The following is a 15,175-nucleotide window of genomic DNA, read 5'->3' as shown; positions in this document are numbered from 1 at the left end:
CCCTTGTGCCTGTGTGGGTGGCCGTACAGATAGTTGCGATCCGCCAGGGTTAAATGAATAGCCAATAGAGGGTAGGGCCGTTGCGACACCCTCGGCATCGGCACTCAGTGTCGCTATTTAACGGGGTTTGACCATGAAGCAGGGCGAGAACGGCGAGAGTGGATTGAACGCACGGTTGATCTCCCTATGCGTTCCCACCTGCAACCGGCCTGCGTTGCTCGAACAGGCCATCGACAGTTGTCTCGCGCAAACCTACGGTGAATTCGAAATCGTCATCGGCGACGACTCGGCCGACGACCGCGCGCAACACCTCGTGGAACGCTGCCGTTCGCGCAGCACACGGCCCATCCGCTACGAACGCAACACGCCGCGGCTCGGCCAGGCGGGCAACGTCAACCGGTTATTCGCACGTGCGCAGGGCGCACGCCTCGTGCTGCTGCACGATGACGATCTGCTCGAGCCAGACGCATTGACGTGTCTCGACGCCTGCTGGCAGCGCTACCCGGCATTGACCGCGGCGTTCGGCAAACAGCGTGTGATCGCCGACGACGGCACGCCGCGCCCGCAAGCCACCGAACGACTGAACGTCGACTACCGCCGCGTGCCGGAACGCGCCGGCCGCTTGCCCGTGCCCGCATTGGCCGGCATCGACCAGATGTTCCCGAACAACGGCTACCTCGTGGATACCTTGGCGGCGCGCCGGATCGGCTATCGCACGGTGGCCGAGGTGGGCGAGGCGTGCGATTTCGATTTCGGTCTGCGCCTGAGCGTCGACGCCGCCGCAATCTGTTTCGTGGACGAGTTCGTGTCGATATCGCGCGAAACGGCGCAGTCCATTTCGACCCATGCGTTGCCCGCCATGCACGCGTTCGCGCAACTGCGCGCGAGCCGCGTGCCGGCCGCGGCGCAGGCCGCCCGCGACGACGCGTTGCGCCGGGTCGCGCCGCGCGCCGCGTCCGCGTATGCGCGAGCCGGCGAACCGGCCAACGCATGGCGTGTGCTGCTATCGAAGCATTACCCGATGCGCGACCGACTGCGCGCGCGGTTTTTCTATCACGTGCTGCTCGCGGCCCGTTCCACTTTTGCGCTGCGTACGCCGCACGGCGGCTGAATCTATTTTTTGCATCGTTTCATTGAAGCTTGTCTTTCGCACAACAACGCTATCCGTGCCGTCCGCGCCTCGAAGTCACAAGGGCTATGTGGCAAGGCGTACAGAGGATAGGTATGAGGTTTGTTGTAATGCTTGAAAGGTAAGCACAGTGAGGAGCGAAGCGTGAGGCCAGTAGTCTTCGATGGTCAGTTCGGTTGGTTCCATCCGGCGAATGGGCCGCATGGCGTGGTGTTGTGTTCTCCGTTCGGCTACGACGCGCTCTGCACGTATCGCGGTTTGCGCAGACTGGCCGAGCGGCTCGCCGAACGCGGCATGCCGGTGTTGCGCTTCGACTACCCCGGCACCGGCGACTCGGCCGGCGACGCGAGCGAACCCGGCCGCTGGCGCGCGTGGATCGACAGCATCAAGGAGGCCGTCGCGTGGCTGCGCGAGTCCACCGGTGTTGCGCGCGTCAGCTTGTGCGGGTTGCGTCTGGGCGGCACGCTGGCCGCGCTCGCGGCGCAGGAACTCGGCGGCGTGGACGGCCTCGTGCTGCTCGCGCCGGTGCTGTCCGGCAAGAATTATCAGCGTGAGTTGCGCGCGCATTACCGGCAGTGGCTGTCGATCCCGGCATCGATGGATTGCGTTCATGAACCCGATACCGACGCCTTCGTCGAGGCCTACGGTTTTCGTCTCTATCAGGACACGCTGGAGAGTCTGCGCGCCGTCGACTTGCGACGCGACGCGCAGCAGCCCGCCGCGCGCGTGCTCGTGCTCGATTCGCTGGACGCCGGACGCGTCGACGCGCTGGTCGCGCACTATCGCGAGCAAGGACTCGAAGTCGAGCGGCAGCCGTTCGACGAATACAGCAAGTTCATGCTGGAATCGCTCGACAGCGAGCTTCCGCGAGCCGCGTTTGCATCGATTGAAAACTGGCTGACGGATCGTGACGGCGACACGATGGCGAGCGCGCGCGCGAATGTCGGCGGCGCTGCGGACCACGCTGCGGTTCATTCAGCCACTCATGTGGCCACTCACGCTACTGACCACATCGCCGGCCATCCCGTCGCACCGAACGTGGTCGAGACGCCGGTATGGCTCGATGGCGGCAGGTTATTCGGCATCTACTGCGCACCCGCCGCGCGGTGCGAAGCGCATGCAAGCGCCACCGCGCCGGCCGCGCTGCTGTTGAACACAGGCGCCGTATCGCGGATCGGCAATGCGCGGCTCAGCGTGCGTTTCGCACGGCGTCTCGCGCAACAGGGCGTCAGTTCGCTGCGGGTCGACCTCCGCGGTCTGGGCGACAGCCTGCCTTCCGTCGATGGCTTGAACCTCGACGCGTTGTACGCGCCGGAAGGCGTCGACGATGCCGCGTGCGCGGCCCGCTGGCTGAACGCGCAAGGGCATCGCGGCGCGGTGCTGCTCGGCATTTGCGCGGGCGCCTATATCGGCCTGCATGCCGCCGCGCGCGAACCGGCCGTGACCGGCGCGGTGCTGGTCAACCTGCAGAAATTCACCTGGCGCAACCTCTGCGACGAGCAGGGCAAGCCGGCGGTTGCGCCCGCAACCTTCGGGTCGACGCGCAGTTATCTGCGCTCCATGTGCCAGCCGCGTAAATGGCTGCGCGTGCTGAAGGGGCAGTCGGGCGGCTTGCCGGTGGCGCGCGAGTTGACGGCGCGCTTCGCGGCTCGTGTCGCCGCGACGCTGGCCGACCGGCTCGAACGCCTGAGCGGCATCGAACTGGGCGCGCGCGAAGCGCACCGCCTGATTGCCGCGGTCGATGCCAAAGGCGCCGAGACGCGTCTCGTCTACGGCGTGCTCGACGAAGGCGTCGAGGAACTGGAATGTCACTTCGGCGCGCACGGTGCGCGGCTGCGGCGTTTTCATCACGTTCGCGCGGCGTTTTGCGAGCGGACCGATCACGCGATCCTGTCGTCGAGCGCGCAGGAAAACGTGATGTCGTACTTTGAGAATTTCTATCGCGACAGCTTCAGCGAGATCGCGCGGACCGACACCGAACCAGCCCACGACGCGCGTGCGACGCGCTCCAGCTGGCGGCAGTCGAGAGCCGCGCAATGGCTTGTAAAGCGGGCGCGCGCGGTTCGTCTATTCGGAGAAGCATCATGATTGCGCGGGACGTCCCGCACACGTGAGCTTCCGGGGAGGAGCGCCATGCATCGTCAAACCGAACTGGATCGCATCAATCGCGTTGCGTGGAATTCGGCCGACGCCGCGCGCGTCTTCACCCAGGAGAAGACCTTCTCGGACCCCGGCGAGGAGGCCGCCTTCGGCTGGCTCGCGCCGCGTTGCAGCGGTACGCCCGTGCTCGATATCGGCGTCGGCACCGGTCGCACGATTCCGTTGATGACCGCGATCTCGAACGACTACACCGGCGTGGACTACACCGAGAGCCTGCTCGAGCTGGCGAGGTCGCGCTATCCGACGCGCGATTTGCGGCACATGGACGCGCGCGATATGTCGGCGTTGCCGTCAGGTCACTACGGACTCGCCGAGTTCAGCTGGAATGGGATCGACTGCGTCGACTACGACGACCGCGTGCGCATTCTCGAAGAGATGTATCGCGTGGTGCGGCCGGGCGGCTATGTGCTGTTCTCCTCGCACAACCGTGGCGGCCCAGGCTATCTCGAGAACATCTGGCAACTGTTGCCGCATTTCACGCCCAACCCGCTCAAGCTCGGCTGGCGCACGCTGATTTCCGTGCGGCGGTTTCAGCTCGGCACGTTGAACTATCTGCGCCATGTGAAGCTGAATCACGACTACGGCGCTTACGCGGTGAAGACCGCGGCCGCGCACAACTTCGGCATTGTGATCGTCTATACGACGCTCGGCGAGCAGCGCCGCCAACTCGCGCAGGTCGGCTTTCAAAGCGATACGGTGTTCGGTAGTTGCGAAGGCAACCGTATTCCCGACGACGTCGAGGACAGCGGCGCGTGGTGGTTTCATTTCATCGCGCACAAGCCGATGGCCGCCTGCCGCTTCGATTGAGATGGCGCATTCGCGATGGCGCATTCGCGCTCGCGCCCTTCGGGATCGCGCACGCCGCGCGATCGAGCCGCGCCGTCATCTTCTCCGCCGAACGTGTCGTTCGGACGCTGCCCCGTCTCTTTCCGCCAGCGGCGCGCCACCGCGCCGTGTCGGTCAGACAAATCGCTGCGCTACGTGCGTCTTCGCACTATGCAAATTTTGCAACGCAGGCATGCTTGGGACGCAAGCTTATGGCCCATCAAAATATGCGGCGTTACACGGACGAAACAATTCTTCAGAGGGATAACCCTGTCAGGACGTTTCCCAACTGGCGCATCTGTTTTGAAGCTAGCAACGTATCGTAAAACAACCAGGTAGCATCAATAAAACGACACACGAGGGCCGCTTGATCAACAGGCTACGCGGGGGCAAACACCGCTTCGGGGAGAGTGTCATGGAACAGGCAAACAAGGATCGATCGCTGGTGAGCAAAGTCATGGACGGACTGGTCACCGGCATCGTCGAAGAGAAGTACGGCGCCATCCTGCCACCGCAGGATGTGCTGTCGAAGGAGTTCGACGTCAGCCGCACCGTCATGCGCGAGGCGCTGTCGATGCTGCTCGCGCGCGACATGCTGGACGTGCGGCCGAAGATCGGCACGCGCATCCGGCCGATGAGCGATTGGCGCATGATCGACGAAGACGTCGTGCAATGGCGTTTTCGCGCGAAGCCCGATCCGCTGTTTCTGCGCGACGTGATCGAGTTCCGCATCCTGATCGAACCGCGCGCGTCGGCGCAGGCGGCCGCGCGCGGCAGCGCCGCCGACATCGCGGGGATTCGCGAGGCGTTCGAGGCGTTCCGCGCGATCCGGCCGGGCGAGCCCGGCTATCAGGAAGCCGACGAGCTGTTCCATACCCGCATCGTGGTGGCGAGCGGCAATCAGTTCTTCAAGCAGATGGCGGCGATCATTCGCGGCGCGCTGTCGACGGTCAATCCGATCGTCAGCACGCGGGAAGGGCTGTGGGAGACGGCGGTGAATTCGCATCGGCGGGTGGTCGACGCGATCGAACGGCGCGATCCGAAGGAAGCGGAAATCGCCTCACTCGCAATGATCGATTACACGGCGGAAGAAATCGGCAGCCAGTTTTCCGGGGAACCGCCCGTCACGCGCGAATAAGCGCGCCCACTGCCGCGACGGCGGCAGGCGGATTGTCTTCGACGACCTTGCAGCACGGACGACGCAAGCTCATGTTCACGCGTGAGCGAGCGGCATGCGCGACAATAGCGCCTGTTCGGAACTGCATGGACTCGAAGAAACAATGACAACTACGTCAACATCCGCGGCAAACGCAACCCAGCAATCTTCACCGGACCGTGTGATTCGCTGGGGGATCGTCGGCACCGGCCGGATTGCCCGCCGCTTTGCGCAGGGACTGGCGTTCGTGCCGCACGCGCAACTCAGCGCGCTGTGGTCGCGCCGCGCGGAACCCGCCAAGGCCTTTGCCGAAGAATTCGGCGGCGAGGTCTGCGCGAATTTCGACGCGCTGCTCGCGAGCGGCATCGACGCGCTTTATATCGCGACCGTTCAGGACAGCCACGCCGACTACGCGATCGCCGCACTGCAAGCCGGCCTGCACGTGTTGTGCGAGAAACCCGCCACCATCAACCAGCCGCAGCTCGAGCGTGTGCTCGACGCCGCGCGCGCCGCGCAACGGCTCTTCATGGAAGCCATGAAGCCGCCGTTCTATCCTCTCTACAGAAAGTTGCGCGCGCATCTAACGGCCGAGCCGATCGGCGACGTCGGACTCGTGCGCGCCGGCTGTTCGGTGCCGGGCGTGCCGGACGATCATCCGTCGCTGTCGTTCGAGCATGCCGGCGGCGCGCTGCTCGATATCGGCATCTACGAGATCTTTCTCGCGGTCGACTGGCTGGGCGCACCGCGTGAGGTGCAGACGCTCGGGCGGCTCGGGGCCACCGGCGTCGATCTGTTCGCGAGCCTGAACAGCCAGCACGAGCGGGGTATCGCGCAGTTGTTCTGCGGGCTCGATCTGCACGGCAAGGGCGACGCGCTGCTAATGGCCAAAGGCGGCCACGTGACGATTCACGAGCCGTGGTGGAATCCGTCGCGCGCCACGATCCGTTACGCCGATGGGCGCGTGGTCGAACTCGACGAGCCGTTCGAAGGCGGTGGCCTGAACTACGAGAGCGCACATTTCTGCGAGCTGATTCGCGCGGGGAGGTTGGAGAGTCCGCTGATGCCGCACAGCACGTCGGTGCAGATGATCGCGATGGCCGACGCCGCGCGCGCGGCGCTGGGGCTGAAGTTCGCGGGGGAGTGAGGGCTGCGCCGCGGCGTGCGGCCGATGCGCGGTTTGGCGCCGCTCGTCGCTGGCATCGCCGCGTGGCTCGCCGAGGCGGTGGTACGATTTGCGCGGGCCACGCCGCGCATTCAATCGCGCCGTCGGCCCGCAGCTTTCGAACACCTTCCACTGGAGCCGCCTGCCATGCGCATGCTTGGAAAATTGTGGCGCGACAACAAGAGCCTCGTCGCGTTTCTGTTCTTGATGGTGCTGTTTCGCAGCGCCGTGGCCGACTGGAATGTCGTGCCGAGCGGCTCGATGCTGCCGACGATCCGCGAAGGCGACCGGATCTTCGTCGACAAGATGGCCTACGATCTGCGCGTGCCGCTCACGCACATCACGATCGCGCATCTGCATGATCCGCAGCGCGGCGATATCGTCACGATCGATTCGTCGGTCGCGCATGAGTTGATCGTCAAGCGTTTGATCGGCGTGCCGGGCGACCGCGTGGCAATGCGCGACAACGTGCTGTACGTGAACGGCGCGCGCGCCGATTACCAGCCGCTGAAGCTGAAGCCGCTGCCGGGCGATGCGACCTCGCCGGGCGATTATCTGACCGAGCGCTTCGACGGTGTCACGCACACGATGCGGCTCGCGCCCGACGCGCCCAGCCCGCGCAATTCGTTTGGGCCGGTAACGGTGCCGCCGGGCGAGTATCTGATGCTCGGCGACAATCGCGACGACAGCGCCGACTCGCGTTACTTCGGTTTCTTTCCGCGCAAGGAGCTGATGGGCCGCACGCGTCACGTGGCGTTTTCGCTCGACCCGGACCACTACTACGCGCCGCGTTTCGAGCGCTTCGGCGCCGCGCTGGACCCGCACGCGGCGCCGCTCGCGAGCCGCTAGACGACGCGAGCTGAGCGATTTTCCGGACTCGCTGCGGGAGGCACTGCAGGAGGCTCAAGCGGATGCTCAGTTGCGTGACGGCAGCGCGAGGCGTCGTTCGTACCAGCGCTGCACCCCTTCGAGCAGTTGACACATCACCCAGTAGACTGCGGCCGCGGCCAGATACAACGGCAGCGGCTGATAGGTCGACGCGATGATCTCCTGTGCGCTGCGCAGCAGTTCGGTGACGGTAATCACCGACACCAGCGACGTGTCCTTGATCAGGCTGATCAAACTGTTCGACAGGCTCGGCACGGCAATGCGCAGCGCCTGCGGCGCGATCACATAGCGCAGCGTCTGGCGGCGTGAGAGACCGAGGCTGTAGGCGGCCAGCCATTGGCCGTTGTGAATGCCCAATATCGCGCCACGCATGCTCTCCGACAGATACGCCGCGACATTCGCCGACAGCGCTATCACGCCGGCCGGCGTCGGATCGAGCGAAATGCCGAAGCTCGGCAAGCCGTAGTAAATCACGAAGATCTGCACCAGCAGCGGCGTGCCGCGCATCACGCTCACGTAGATGCGCGCGAGCCACTTCAGCACGCGGTTGTGGCTCACGCCCATCAGCGCGAGCACGGCGCCGGCCAGCAGGCCGAAGAACATCGACAGAACCGCGAACTTGACCGTCAGGACGGCGCCCTGTGCAAGCACGGGAAGCGATTGGACGAGCAGGGAAGTGGTGGACATGAGCGGGAGCGTCGGGTCGGGTTGGCGTGAGGTTGGCGTCGGGGTGCCGTCGGATTGCCGTCGGCGTTGACGCGCAAAGCGCACATCATAAACGTCGGCGGATTTTCGGGCGTGGTGCAAAAAGCGAAGGGCGGCATCGATCACGATGCCGCCCTTCGTTTCATGCAGCGCCGCTTACTTGATCGGCTTGCTGACGTCGATACCGAACCACTTGTCCGAGATCTTCGCGAACGTACCGTCTGCTTCGAGCTGGTTCATCGCGTCGTCGATCGCCTTGGCGAACTTCGGGTTGCCCTTCCTGAACGGAATGCCCGACGGGTTGCCCGCGCCGACGTTCGCGCCGCTGCGCAGCGGCAACTGCGAGTTCTTCATCAGATACGCGAGCATCAGACGGTCGTTGAGCGCCGCGTCCAGACGGCCGGCGGCCAGATCGCGCAGATATTCGGGCGCGCCCGGATACGTCTTCACGTCGATGCCCGGCACGGCCTTGGCCATGTCCATGTAGTTCGTGCCCAGCGCGACGCCGAGCTTCTTGCCCTTCAGGTCGTCGAGCGACTTGAACTGGCGCGTGTCGTCTTTACGCTGGATCAACTGCGCGGCCGAGTACGTGTAAGCCGGCGAGAAGTCGAGCACCTGCTTGCGCGCGTCCGTAACGCCAACCTGGTTGGCGATCACGTCGAACTTGCCCGCCTGCAAACCGGCGATGATCCCGCTCCATTCCGTCGTGACGAATTCCGGCTTCACGCCGAGCTTGGCCGCGACGGCCTTGGCGACGTCGACGTCGTAGCCGACCAGTTCACCCGACGGCGTCTTCGAGTTGAACGGCGGGAAGGTGCCTTCCAGGCCGATGCGCAACGTGCCGCGCTGTTTGACCTGGTCGAGCAGGTCGTCCGCGTGCGCGGCGACGGCGGTGAACGACGCGCCGATCAGACCGGCGACCAGAAGCTTTTTCAGCAAGCCCAATTTCATCCTGTACCTTTTTGTTCGTCTGGCGTTTTAACAGACGAAAGCATAACAAAGCAGACTATCGAAACCTAAATACTGTTTGTTTATGTCTATATTCCCATGCGAATTGCATGGATAGCGTTGGCGGTATGGACGACCTTGAGGCCGGCGCCACCGCCGTCGTCATTGCCGCTTAACGCAGCGCCTGTGCGCATTCGGCCACCAGCGCCGGTCCACGGTAAATGAAGCCGGTGTAGAGCTGCACCAGCGCCGCCCCGGCCGCCAGCTTGGCGCGCGCGTCCTCGCCCGAGAAAATCCCGCCGACGCCGATGATCGGCACCGTTTCGCCGACTTCGGCGCGCAGCTTGCGAATTACCTCGTTGGACGCATCGAACACCGGTTTGCCCGACAGGCCGCCGGCTTCGTCGCCGTATTGCATGCCGGCGACGGCGGTGCGCGACAGCGTGGTGTTGGTGGCGATCACGCCTTCGAACCGGTGACGCAGCAGCGTGTCGGCGATCGACTTGATCTGTTCGTCGTCGAGATCCGGTGCGATTTTCAGCGCAAGCGGCACCAGCTTGCCGTGCAGGTCCGCGAGACGCTGCTGCTTGTCCTTGAGCGCCGCGAGCAGCGCGTCGAGTTCGCCCGCGCCTTGCAACTGGCGCAGGTTCTTCGTATTCGGCGACGAAATGTTGACCGTCACGTAGCTCGCGAACGGGTACACGCGTTCGAGGCAGTACAGGTAGTCTTCGGCGGCGCGTTCGATCGGCGTGTCGGCGTTCTTGCCGATGTTCAGCCCGAGCGTGCCGCGATAGCGCGCGGCTTGCACGTTCTTCACGAACTGGTCGACGCCCGCGTTGTTGAAGCCCATCCGGTTGATCACCGCGTTCGCCTGCGGCAGACGGAACATGCGCGGCCGCGGATTGCCCGGCTGCGCGCGCGGCGTGACCGTGCCCACTTCGATGAAACCGAAACCGAGCGCGGCCAGACCGTCGATGCACGCGCCGTCTTTATCGAGCCCCGCGGCGAGCCCGACCGGGTTGCGGAACGTCAGCCCCATCACGGTGCGCGGCGCATCCGGCACGCGCGGCGCGAGCACGCCCGCGAGGCCGGTACGGCCGGCGGCGGCAAGCATGCGCAAGGTCAGGTGGTGAGCGTCTTCCGCGTCCATGCGAAAGAGTTGGGCGCGTACAAGCGGGTAGAGGGAACTGAACACGGGACGAAGCCGGGCGGCCGGAAAATGGGAACCCTCCATTTTAACGGCTTTGAGGCTTTAATGAGACTGATTGAAAGCGGGGCGAACGGTGGGGGCGCGGTTTGGGAGTGCCCGGGTCGTAACTCGGGGCGTAACTCGGGCGTAGCCGGCGGCGTCACCCGGGGTTCAATTCACTGGCAGGATCAGGGCCGCAGCGGTCCGCGCCGGCCGTGGATCGCCAGATCGACTGGCGGCATGTCGATGCTCTCTGGGTCGAGCACGTGCCAGGCGCCGTCGATCAAGCCTTCGAGCGGCCGGAAATTCGCCTTGTAGGCCATCTTCGGGCTTTCGCGGATCCAGTAGCCGAGATACACGTACGGCAACTTCAGGCTGCGCGCCTGTTCGATCTGCCAGTAGATGTTGTAGGTGCCGAAGCTGGTGTGCGCCAATCCCGGCTCGAAAAACGTATACACCGACGAGAGCCCGTCGCCGAGGATGTCGATCATGCTGATCATGCGCAGGATGCCGGGCACATCAGGCTGATCCGGCCACGGTTCGCGAAACTCCACCAGCCGCGAGTTGATCCGGCTTTGCAGCAGGAACTGTTCGTACTGGTCGCGGCTGTCGCGGTCCATGCCGCCGCCCGCATGCCGCGCGGATTGATAGCGCATATAGAGCGCGTAGTGCTCTTCGTCGTAGTGCAGCGGCGCGACGGTCGCGATCAACTGGCCATGCTTCTTCCAGACGCGGCGTTGCGTGCGGTTCGGCTCGAACTGGTCGACCGGCACGCGCACCGGCACGCAGGCGCGACAGCCATCGCAATACGGCCGGTAGGTGAACACGCCCGAACGCCGGAAGCCGGCCTTGACGAGATCGGTGTAGACGTCGGAATTGATCAGGTGGCTGGGCGTGGCGACTTGCGAGCGCGCGATGCGGCCATCCAGATAGCTGCAGGGATAGGGCGCCGTTGCATAAAATTGCAGCGCGGAAAGCGGTGAAAGAGGCAGCTCGTTGGGATGAGTCACGTTGGCAGCTCTCGAAGCGTCTCTGGTAATGCAAACCCGGCGTGCCTGTGACGGCTCGTGACCCATGGCTCGGTAGGCGACGGATCCGGATTCGGCCTGATTCTTCCCGGCTGGCTGTCTCTCGGCGCCAGCGCGGGTGTTGCTTTGTCAATCAATCGTTTAGCGTGGCCGGTCGGCAGACGGTCGTGCCGGAAAGCTTGCATAAACGGTAACACGAAAATTTTCGCGGGGCTGCGGCGATGAAGCTCTGGTATTGAATCATCAAACGGGCGACGCGAGTTGTAGCGGTAAGTATATTGCGGATGGCGGCGGGCTGTTTCGGCGTGTGATCAGCAATCGGGAGCGACGGGCTGCTGCGCGAGCAGCGTCGCGAGCACCGCCTTGTCGAAGCGCCACGGAATCGGCGGTGCGCCGACCGTCGCGCGAACATGCGAGATAAACGCCTTGCGCGCGATCTCGCGACCGCCGAGCGAGGCCAGATGCGACGTGTTCTGCTGGCAATCGATCAACTCGATGCCATGGCTTCGCAAGTGGCCGATGAGCGCGGACAACGCAATCTTCGAGGCGTCCGTGACCTCCGCGAACATCGATTCGCCGAAGAACATCCGGCCGAACGACACGCCGTACAAACCGCCCACACGCTTGCCCTCGAACCAGCTTTCGATGCTGTGCGCATCGCCGACACGATGCAGCGACGAATACGCTTCGACCACGTCCGCGGTTATCCACGTGCCGCGCTGACCGCGCCGCGGCGCCTGCGCGCACGCGCGCATCACACCGGCGAAATCATGGTCGACGCGGATTTCCCACGCGTCGTCGCGCAGCACGCGTTTTAGCGTCTTGCGCAACGACGGCGATAGTTTGAACTCGGCGGGCCGCAGGATCATGCGCGGGTCGGGGCTCCACCACAGTACCGGCTGGCCGTCCGAGTACCACGGGAAAATGCCGCGCCGGTAAGCGTCGATCAGCCGCGACGGCAGCAGGTCGGCGCTGGCGGCCAGCAGCCCCGGCGCGCCGCTGGCGGCGCCGAGGGCACGCTCGACAGAGGGAAACGGATCGTCAGGTCCGAGCCAGGGCACCATGGGCGCCGCTCAACCTTCGCGCAGCGAGCGGAAGATGTCGCCCGTGTGCAGGCCGAAACTGCCGGCGGCACGGTCGGCGAAAAAGAAGCGCAGGGTCTGGCCGACCGTGGGGAAGGCGATCTCGTCCCACGGAATTTCATGTTCCTCGAAGAGTTTGACTTCGAGGCTTTCCTCGCCGGCGGCAATGTCGAGATCGAGCAGCCGCGCCATATAGAACAGATGCACCTGATGCACGTGCGGCACGTTCAGCAGCGAGAACAGGCTCTGCACCTCGACGCGCGCGCCGGCTTCTTCCAGCGTTTCGCGCGAGGCGGCCTCGGCGGTGGTCTCGCCCATCTCCATGAAACCCGCGGGCAGCGTCCAGTAGCCGTAGCGCGGCTCGATCGCGCGACGGCACAACAGCACCTTGTCGTCCCAGACCGGGACGGTGCCGACCACGTTGCGCGGATTCTGATAGTGCACCGTGCCGCAATTGCCGCAGACGAAGCGCTCGCGGTTGTCGCCCGGCGGAATGCTCAAGCTGACGCCGTGGCCGCAGACAGAACAGAATTTCATAGGATGGGCACGAGAAAGGGTGTTGGGAGTTTATCACTGGGCCGAGGTTTCACTGATGGCTCGCGATAGGCACGAAAACTCGGCGCGCCGGCGTGCGTCGCGAACTCATCCGACTGCGTGCAGGGGATGTTTCCGTCCATCGTCCAGGCTTTGTCCGACGTACGAAATCTCACGCGCAATCTAACGTTCGATACGGAACGCTTTCGATAGTATTGAGCGCTTTGGCCGGGTCCACAAAAACTAGAAGGGGTTAAGCATGAACGAGGTACACGCAAAAAATAAGGCGGATTGGCCCATGAACGGAATCAGCGCTACGCTAGCGCTTCTGGCGTCCATTCTGTCCATGCCGCTCGATCTCGCGGTTTCCGCGCTGTGCGATTGCGCGGCGCTCGAGGAGTGGGTCGAGCAGGAGCCCGATTGGGAGGCGCGGTTTCTCGACCAACTGAAGATCGCGCTGAATCGCGCGTTTGCCGATCGCGATCCGGTGGCGCTGACTGAAGTGCATCGCGCGCTTTTTTCCCTTTACGACCTGCATGTGATGGACGGCACGTCGCCGCGTACGGCGAATCAATTCAATCCAACGTTGACGCGTGTTCGCAGTCGCATCGAGCGCGCGTGGGTCGAGAGTGAAGTGGGGCGGCTCGACATGGAAACCGGCGCGTCCGATAGCGCCGCGATGGTGCGCTCGTTGAAGGACCTGTGGGCGCGGCATCCAGTGGCGGCGCATCCGCTGTTTGATTTTCTGGAGAAGGACGCGTCGCGGGAACAGGTGATCGCGTTTTTCAAAAGCGACAGCGCGTTGAATATCCGCTTCTTCGATCTGCTGCTGTTTTCGATGGTCGGATCGAGAGAAGGCGTGCGCAAAGAACTCGCGCAAAACTTCTGGGACGAATCCGGACGCGGCGAAGCCGCTCGTAGTCATGTGAGTCTGTTCCAGCATCTGCTGGAAACCGTCGGAGTGGGCCGCGCGCACGACAATCACGCCGGCGAACTCGGCTGGCAAGGATTGGCCGGCCACAATCTCTTCATGCTGACCTGTCTGAACCGCCGTCATTACTTCAAGCTGCTAGGCGTCATGGCGATGACGGAACTGCTGGATCCGTCGCAATACGAAAAGCTGGCGCGTGGATGCCGGCGCGTCGGCTTGGGCAATTTGAACGAGCTCGATTACTACGATGAGCATGTGACCATCGACGTGATTCACGGCGAAGGCTGGCTGGCGAATGTGATCGTGCCGATCGTGAACGAAACGCCGTCGGTGGGTGCGGACATTTTGCTGGGCGCGGCGTTGCGGTTGGCGAGTTGCCGTGACTACTATGACGCGCTTTATGAGCAGCTCACCGCGTAGTGGTTGAATCGCAGCCTGGCTGCCAGATTGACCGGCTGGCTCGTGTGCGTGTTGTGCGAACGCGAGTCAGCCAACGGGGAACGCGAATGATGTGAACAGGGCAGGTAGACGAGCCAGCCCGGAAAAGCGAAAAGGCCTGATTTCGTGAGAAATCAGGCCTTTAAATGCTTGATGGTTGCGGGGGTAGGATTTGAACCTACGACCTTCGGGTTATGAGCCCGACGAGCTGCCAGACTGCTCCACCCCGCGTCCGTCGAAGAAAAGAGTATAGCGTACACGGCACGTCGCTGCAATAGCTATTTAAGAATCGACTTCACTCCGCGCTTGAATTCTCCCGGTGACGTGTTCGCAAGTCGTCGTACGCATTGCTTGCGTCGTATGCCGGAAGGCCATCGTAAGGCGCTACGCTAGAATCCAGGTTCGCTTCGCGCGGCGCGTCGTAGGCGGTTATTGACCGCACTCATGCATCGACATCGACGCGCGCCTCGACCGCCTCAACTCTTATTTGCTCCGAACGCCATGGATATCGCACACGATCTGCAGATGATTGCCGCCCAGGAACACGCGCTGGTGTTCCCCCAATTCGACGCCGACCGCGCATGGCAGGTTGGCGTCTATCTGCACGAGGTCGCGAAAGCGCGCGGTATCGCCGCCGCGATCGACGTGCGCACCTTCGGTCAGCCGCTGTTCTTCAGCCTGCTCGATGGCGCGACGCCGGACAACGTGGATTGGGCGCGCCGCAAGGGCAACACGGTCGCGCATTTCAGGCGCAGTTCGTACGCGATCGGTCTGAAGATGCAGCAGGCCGGCAGCACGCTTGCCGATAAGCACGCGTTGCCGGCCACCGAATACGCGTCGCATGGCGGCGCGTTTCCGTTGACGGTGACCGGCGTCGGCGTGATCGGTTCGATCACGGTGTCCGGTCTGCCGCAGCGCGCCGATCATGAGCTGGTGGTGGAAGCGCTGTGCGCGCATCTCGGCCATGACTACAGCAAGCTCGCGCTTGCAAAGGCCTGAC

General features: G+C 64.0%; 14 protein-coding genes and 1 tRNA gene. 8 read left to right on the top strand and 7 right to left on the bottom strand.

Annotation, left to right across the window (positions count from 1 at the left end):
* Window positions 1-133: 133 nt before the first annotated feature.
* The 6 genes from GGD40_RS04640 (at window position 134) to lepB (ending at window position 7,281) form a co-directional block, all read left to right on the top strand.
* Window positions 134-1,111: a glycosyltransferase family 2 protein gene (locus GGD40_RS04640; protein WP_179705184.1), complete on the top strand. Its 978-nt coding sequence runs from the start codon at window positions 134-136 to the stop codon at window positions 1,109-1,111.
* 162 nt (window positions 1,112-1,273) lie between these two features.
* A complete protein-coding gene (locus GGD40_RS04635) occupies window positions 1,274-3,217 on the top strand; it encodes a serine aminopeptidase domain-containing protein (protein WP_179742927.1) in 1,944 nt (647 codons plus the stop codon).
* Between the two features lie 45 nt (window positions 3,218-3,262).
* Window positions 3,263-4,096 (top strand): class I SAM-dependent methyltransferase, encoded by an 834-nt coding sequence (locus GGD40_RS04630; RefSeq protein WP_179742926.1) that lies wholly within the window; start codon window positions 3,263-3,265, stop codon window positions 4,094-4,096.
* Between the two features lie 433 nt (window positions 4,097-4,529).
* Window positions 4,530-5,252 carry a FadR/GntR family transcriptional regulator gene (locus GGD40_RS04625; RefSeq protein ID WP_179705179.1) on the top strand — a complete coding sequence of 241 codons (723 nt, stop codon included), beginning with the start codon at window positions 4,530-4,532 and terminating at the stop codon, window positions 5,250-5,252.
* A gap of 142 nt (window positions 5,253-5,394) precedes the next feature.
* Window positions 5,395-6,414: a Gfo/Idh/MocA family protein gene (locus tag GGD40_RS04620; RefSeq protein ID WP_179742925.1), complete on the top strand. Its 1,020-nt coding sequence runs from the start codon at window positions 5,395-5,397 to the stop codon at window positions 6,412-6,414.
* A 165-nt stretch (window positions 6,415-6,579) separates the two neighbouring features.
* Window positions 6,580-7,281 (top strand): signal peptidase I, encoded by a 702-nt coding sequence (gene lepB, locus GGD40_RS04615; protein ID WP_179705175.1) that lies wholly within the window; start codon window positions 6,580-6,582, stop codon window positions 7,279-7,281.
* 66 nt (window positions 7,282-7,347) lie between these two features.
* Here lepB and GGD40_RS04610 read toward each other — a convergent pair whose 3' ends face one another.
* The 6 genes from GGD40_RS04610 to GGD40_RS04585 all read right to left on the bottom strand — a co-directional run bounded on the left by GGD40_RS04610 (window position 7,348) and on the right by GGD40_RS04585 (window position 12,809).
* On the bottom strand, window positions 7,348-8,007 hold the full coding sequence (locus GGD40_RS04610) for an amino acid ABC transporter permease (RefSeq protein WP_179705173.1): 660 nt from the start codon (window positions 8,005-8,007) through the stop codon (window positions 7,348-7,350).
* A 174-nt stretch (window positions 8,008-8,181) separates the two neighbouring features.
* Entirely contained in the window at window positions 8,182-8,976 is a 795-nt protein-coding gene (locus tag GGD40_RS04605; RefSeq protein WP_179705171.1) for a cystine ABC transporter substrate-binding protein, read from the bottom strand.
* Window positions 8,977-9,145: 169 nt separating this feature from the next.
* A complete protein-coding gene (locus GGD40_RS04600; RefSeq protein ID WP_257030478.1) occupies window positions 9,146-10,123 on the bottom strand; it encodes a quinone-dependent dihydroorotate dehydrogenase in 978 nt (325 codons plus the stop codon).
* 227 nt (window positions 10,124-10,350) lie between these two features.
* Complete coding sequence (locus GGD40_RS04595) at window positions 10,351-11,172, bottom strand: arginyltransferase (protein WP_105508475.1); 822 nt, start codon at window positions 11,170-11,172, stop codon at window positions 10,351-10,353.
* Window positions 11,173-11,501: 329 nt separating this feature from the next.
* Complete coding sequence (gene aat / locus GGD40_RS04590; RefSeq protein ID WP_179742924.1) at window positions 11,502-12,254, bottom strand: leucyl/phenylalanyl-tRNA--protein transferase; 753 nt, start codon at window positions 12,252-12,254, stop codon at window positions 11,502-11,504.
* A 9-nt stretch (window positions 12,255-12,263) separates the two neighbouring features.
* Window positions 12,264-12,809 carry an NUDIX hydrolase gene (locus GGD40_RS04585; protein WP_179705165.1) on the bottom strand — a complete coding sequence of 182 codons (546 nt, stop codon included), beginning with the start codon at window positions 12,807-12,809 and terminating at the stop codon, window positions 12,264-12,266.
* Window positions 12,810-13,104: 295 nt separating this feature from the next.
* Here GGD40_RS04585 and GGD40_RS04580 point away from each other — a divergent pair, with 295 nt between their 5' ends.
* On the top strand, window positions 13,105-14,157 hold the full coding sequence (locus GGD40_RS04580) for an iron-containing redox enzyme family protein (RefSeq protein ID WP_179742923.1): 1,053 nt from the start codon (window positions 13,105-13,107) through the stop codon (window positions 14,155-14,157).
* Window positions 14,158-14,329: 172 nt separating this feature from the next.
* Here the strand turns inward: GGD40_RS04580 and GGD40_RS04575 are convergent.
* Window positions 14,330-14,406, bottom strand: a tRNA-Met gene (locus GGD40_RS04575).
* Window positions 14,407-14,676: 270 nt separating this feature from the next.
* Between GGD40_RS04575 and GGD40_RS04570 the strand changes: the two genes are divergently transcribed.
* The gene (locus tag GGD40_RS04570; RefSeq protein WP_179705161.1) at window positions 14,677-15,174 is read left to right on the top strand and encodes a heme-degrading domain-containing protein; all 498 of its coding nucleotides are present in this window, start codon (window positions 14,677-14,679) and stop codon (window positions 15,172-15,174) included.
* Window position 15,175 lies beyond the last annotated feature (1 nt).

It is taken from the genome of Paraburkholderia bryophila (assembly GCF_013409255.1).
GTDB lineage: Bacteria > Pseudomonadota > Gammaproteobacteria > Burkholderiales > Burkholderiaceae > Paraburkholderia.
This window is presented reverse-complemented; position numbering and strand designations above follow the sequence as displayed.

Bases quoted from the DNA above. Each gene is read 5' to 3' on its own strand.
- GGD40_RS04640 (WP_179705184.1), top strand. From the start codon at position 134: ATGAAGCAGGGCGAGAACGGCGAGAGTGGATTGAACGCACGGTTGATC.
- GGD40_RS04630 (WP_179742926.1), top strand. From the start codon at position 3,263: ATGCATCGTCAAACCGAACTGGATCGCATCAATCGCGTTGCGTGGAAT.
- GGD40_RS04625 (WP_179705179.1), top strand. From the start codon at position 4,530: ATGGAACAGGCAAACAAGGATCGATCGCTGGTGAGCAAAGTCATGGAC.
- GGD40_RS04620 (WP_179742925.1), top strand. From the start codon at position 5,395: ATGACAACTACGTCAACATCCGCGGCAAACGCAACCCAGCAATCTTCA.
- lepB (WP_179705175.1), top strand. From the start codon at position 6,580: ATGCGCATGCTTGGAAAATTGTGGCGCGACAACAAGAGCCTCGTCGCG.
- GGD40_RS04610 (WP_179705173.1), bottom strand. From the start codon at position 8,007: ATGTCCACCACTTCCCTGCTCGTCCAATCGCTTCCCGTGCTTGCACAG.
- GGD40_RS04605 (WP_179705171.1), bottom strand. From the start codon at position 8,976: ATGAAATTGGGCTTGCTGAAAAAGCTTCTGGTCGCCGGTCTGATCGGC.
- GGD40_RS04600 (WP_257030478.1), bottom strand. From the start codon at position 10,123: ATGGACGCGGAAGACGCTCACCACCTGACCTTGCGCATGCTTGCCGCC.
- aat (WP_179742924.1), bottom strand. From the start codon at position 12,254: ATGGTGCCCTGGCTCGGACCTGACGATCCGTTTCCCTCTGTCGAGCGT.
- GGD40_RS04585 (WP_179705165.1), bottom strand. From the start codon at position 12,809: ATGAAATTCTGTTCTGTCTGCGGCCACGGCGTCAGCTTGAGCATTCCG.
- GGD40_RS04580 (WP_179742923.1), top strand. From the start codon at position 13,105: ATGAACGGAATCAGCGCTACGCTAGCGCTTCTGGCGTCCATTCTGTCC.
- GGD40_RS04570 (WP_179705161.1), top strand. From the start codon at position 14,677: ATGGATATCGCACACGATCTGCAGATGATTGCCGCCCAGGAACACGCG.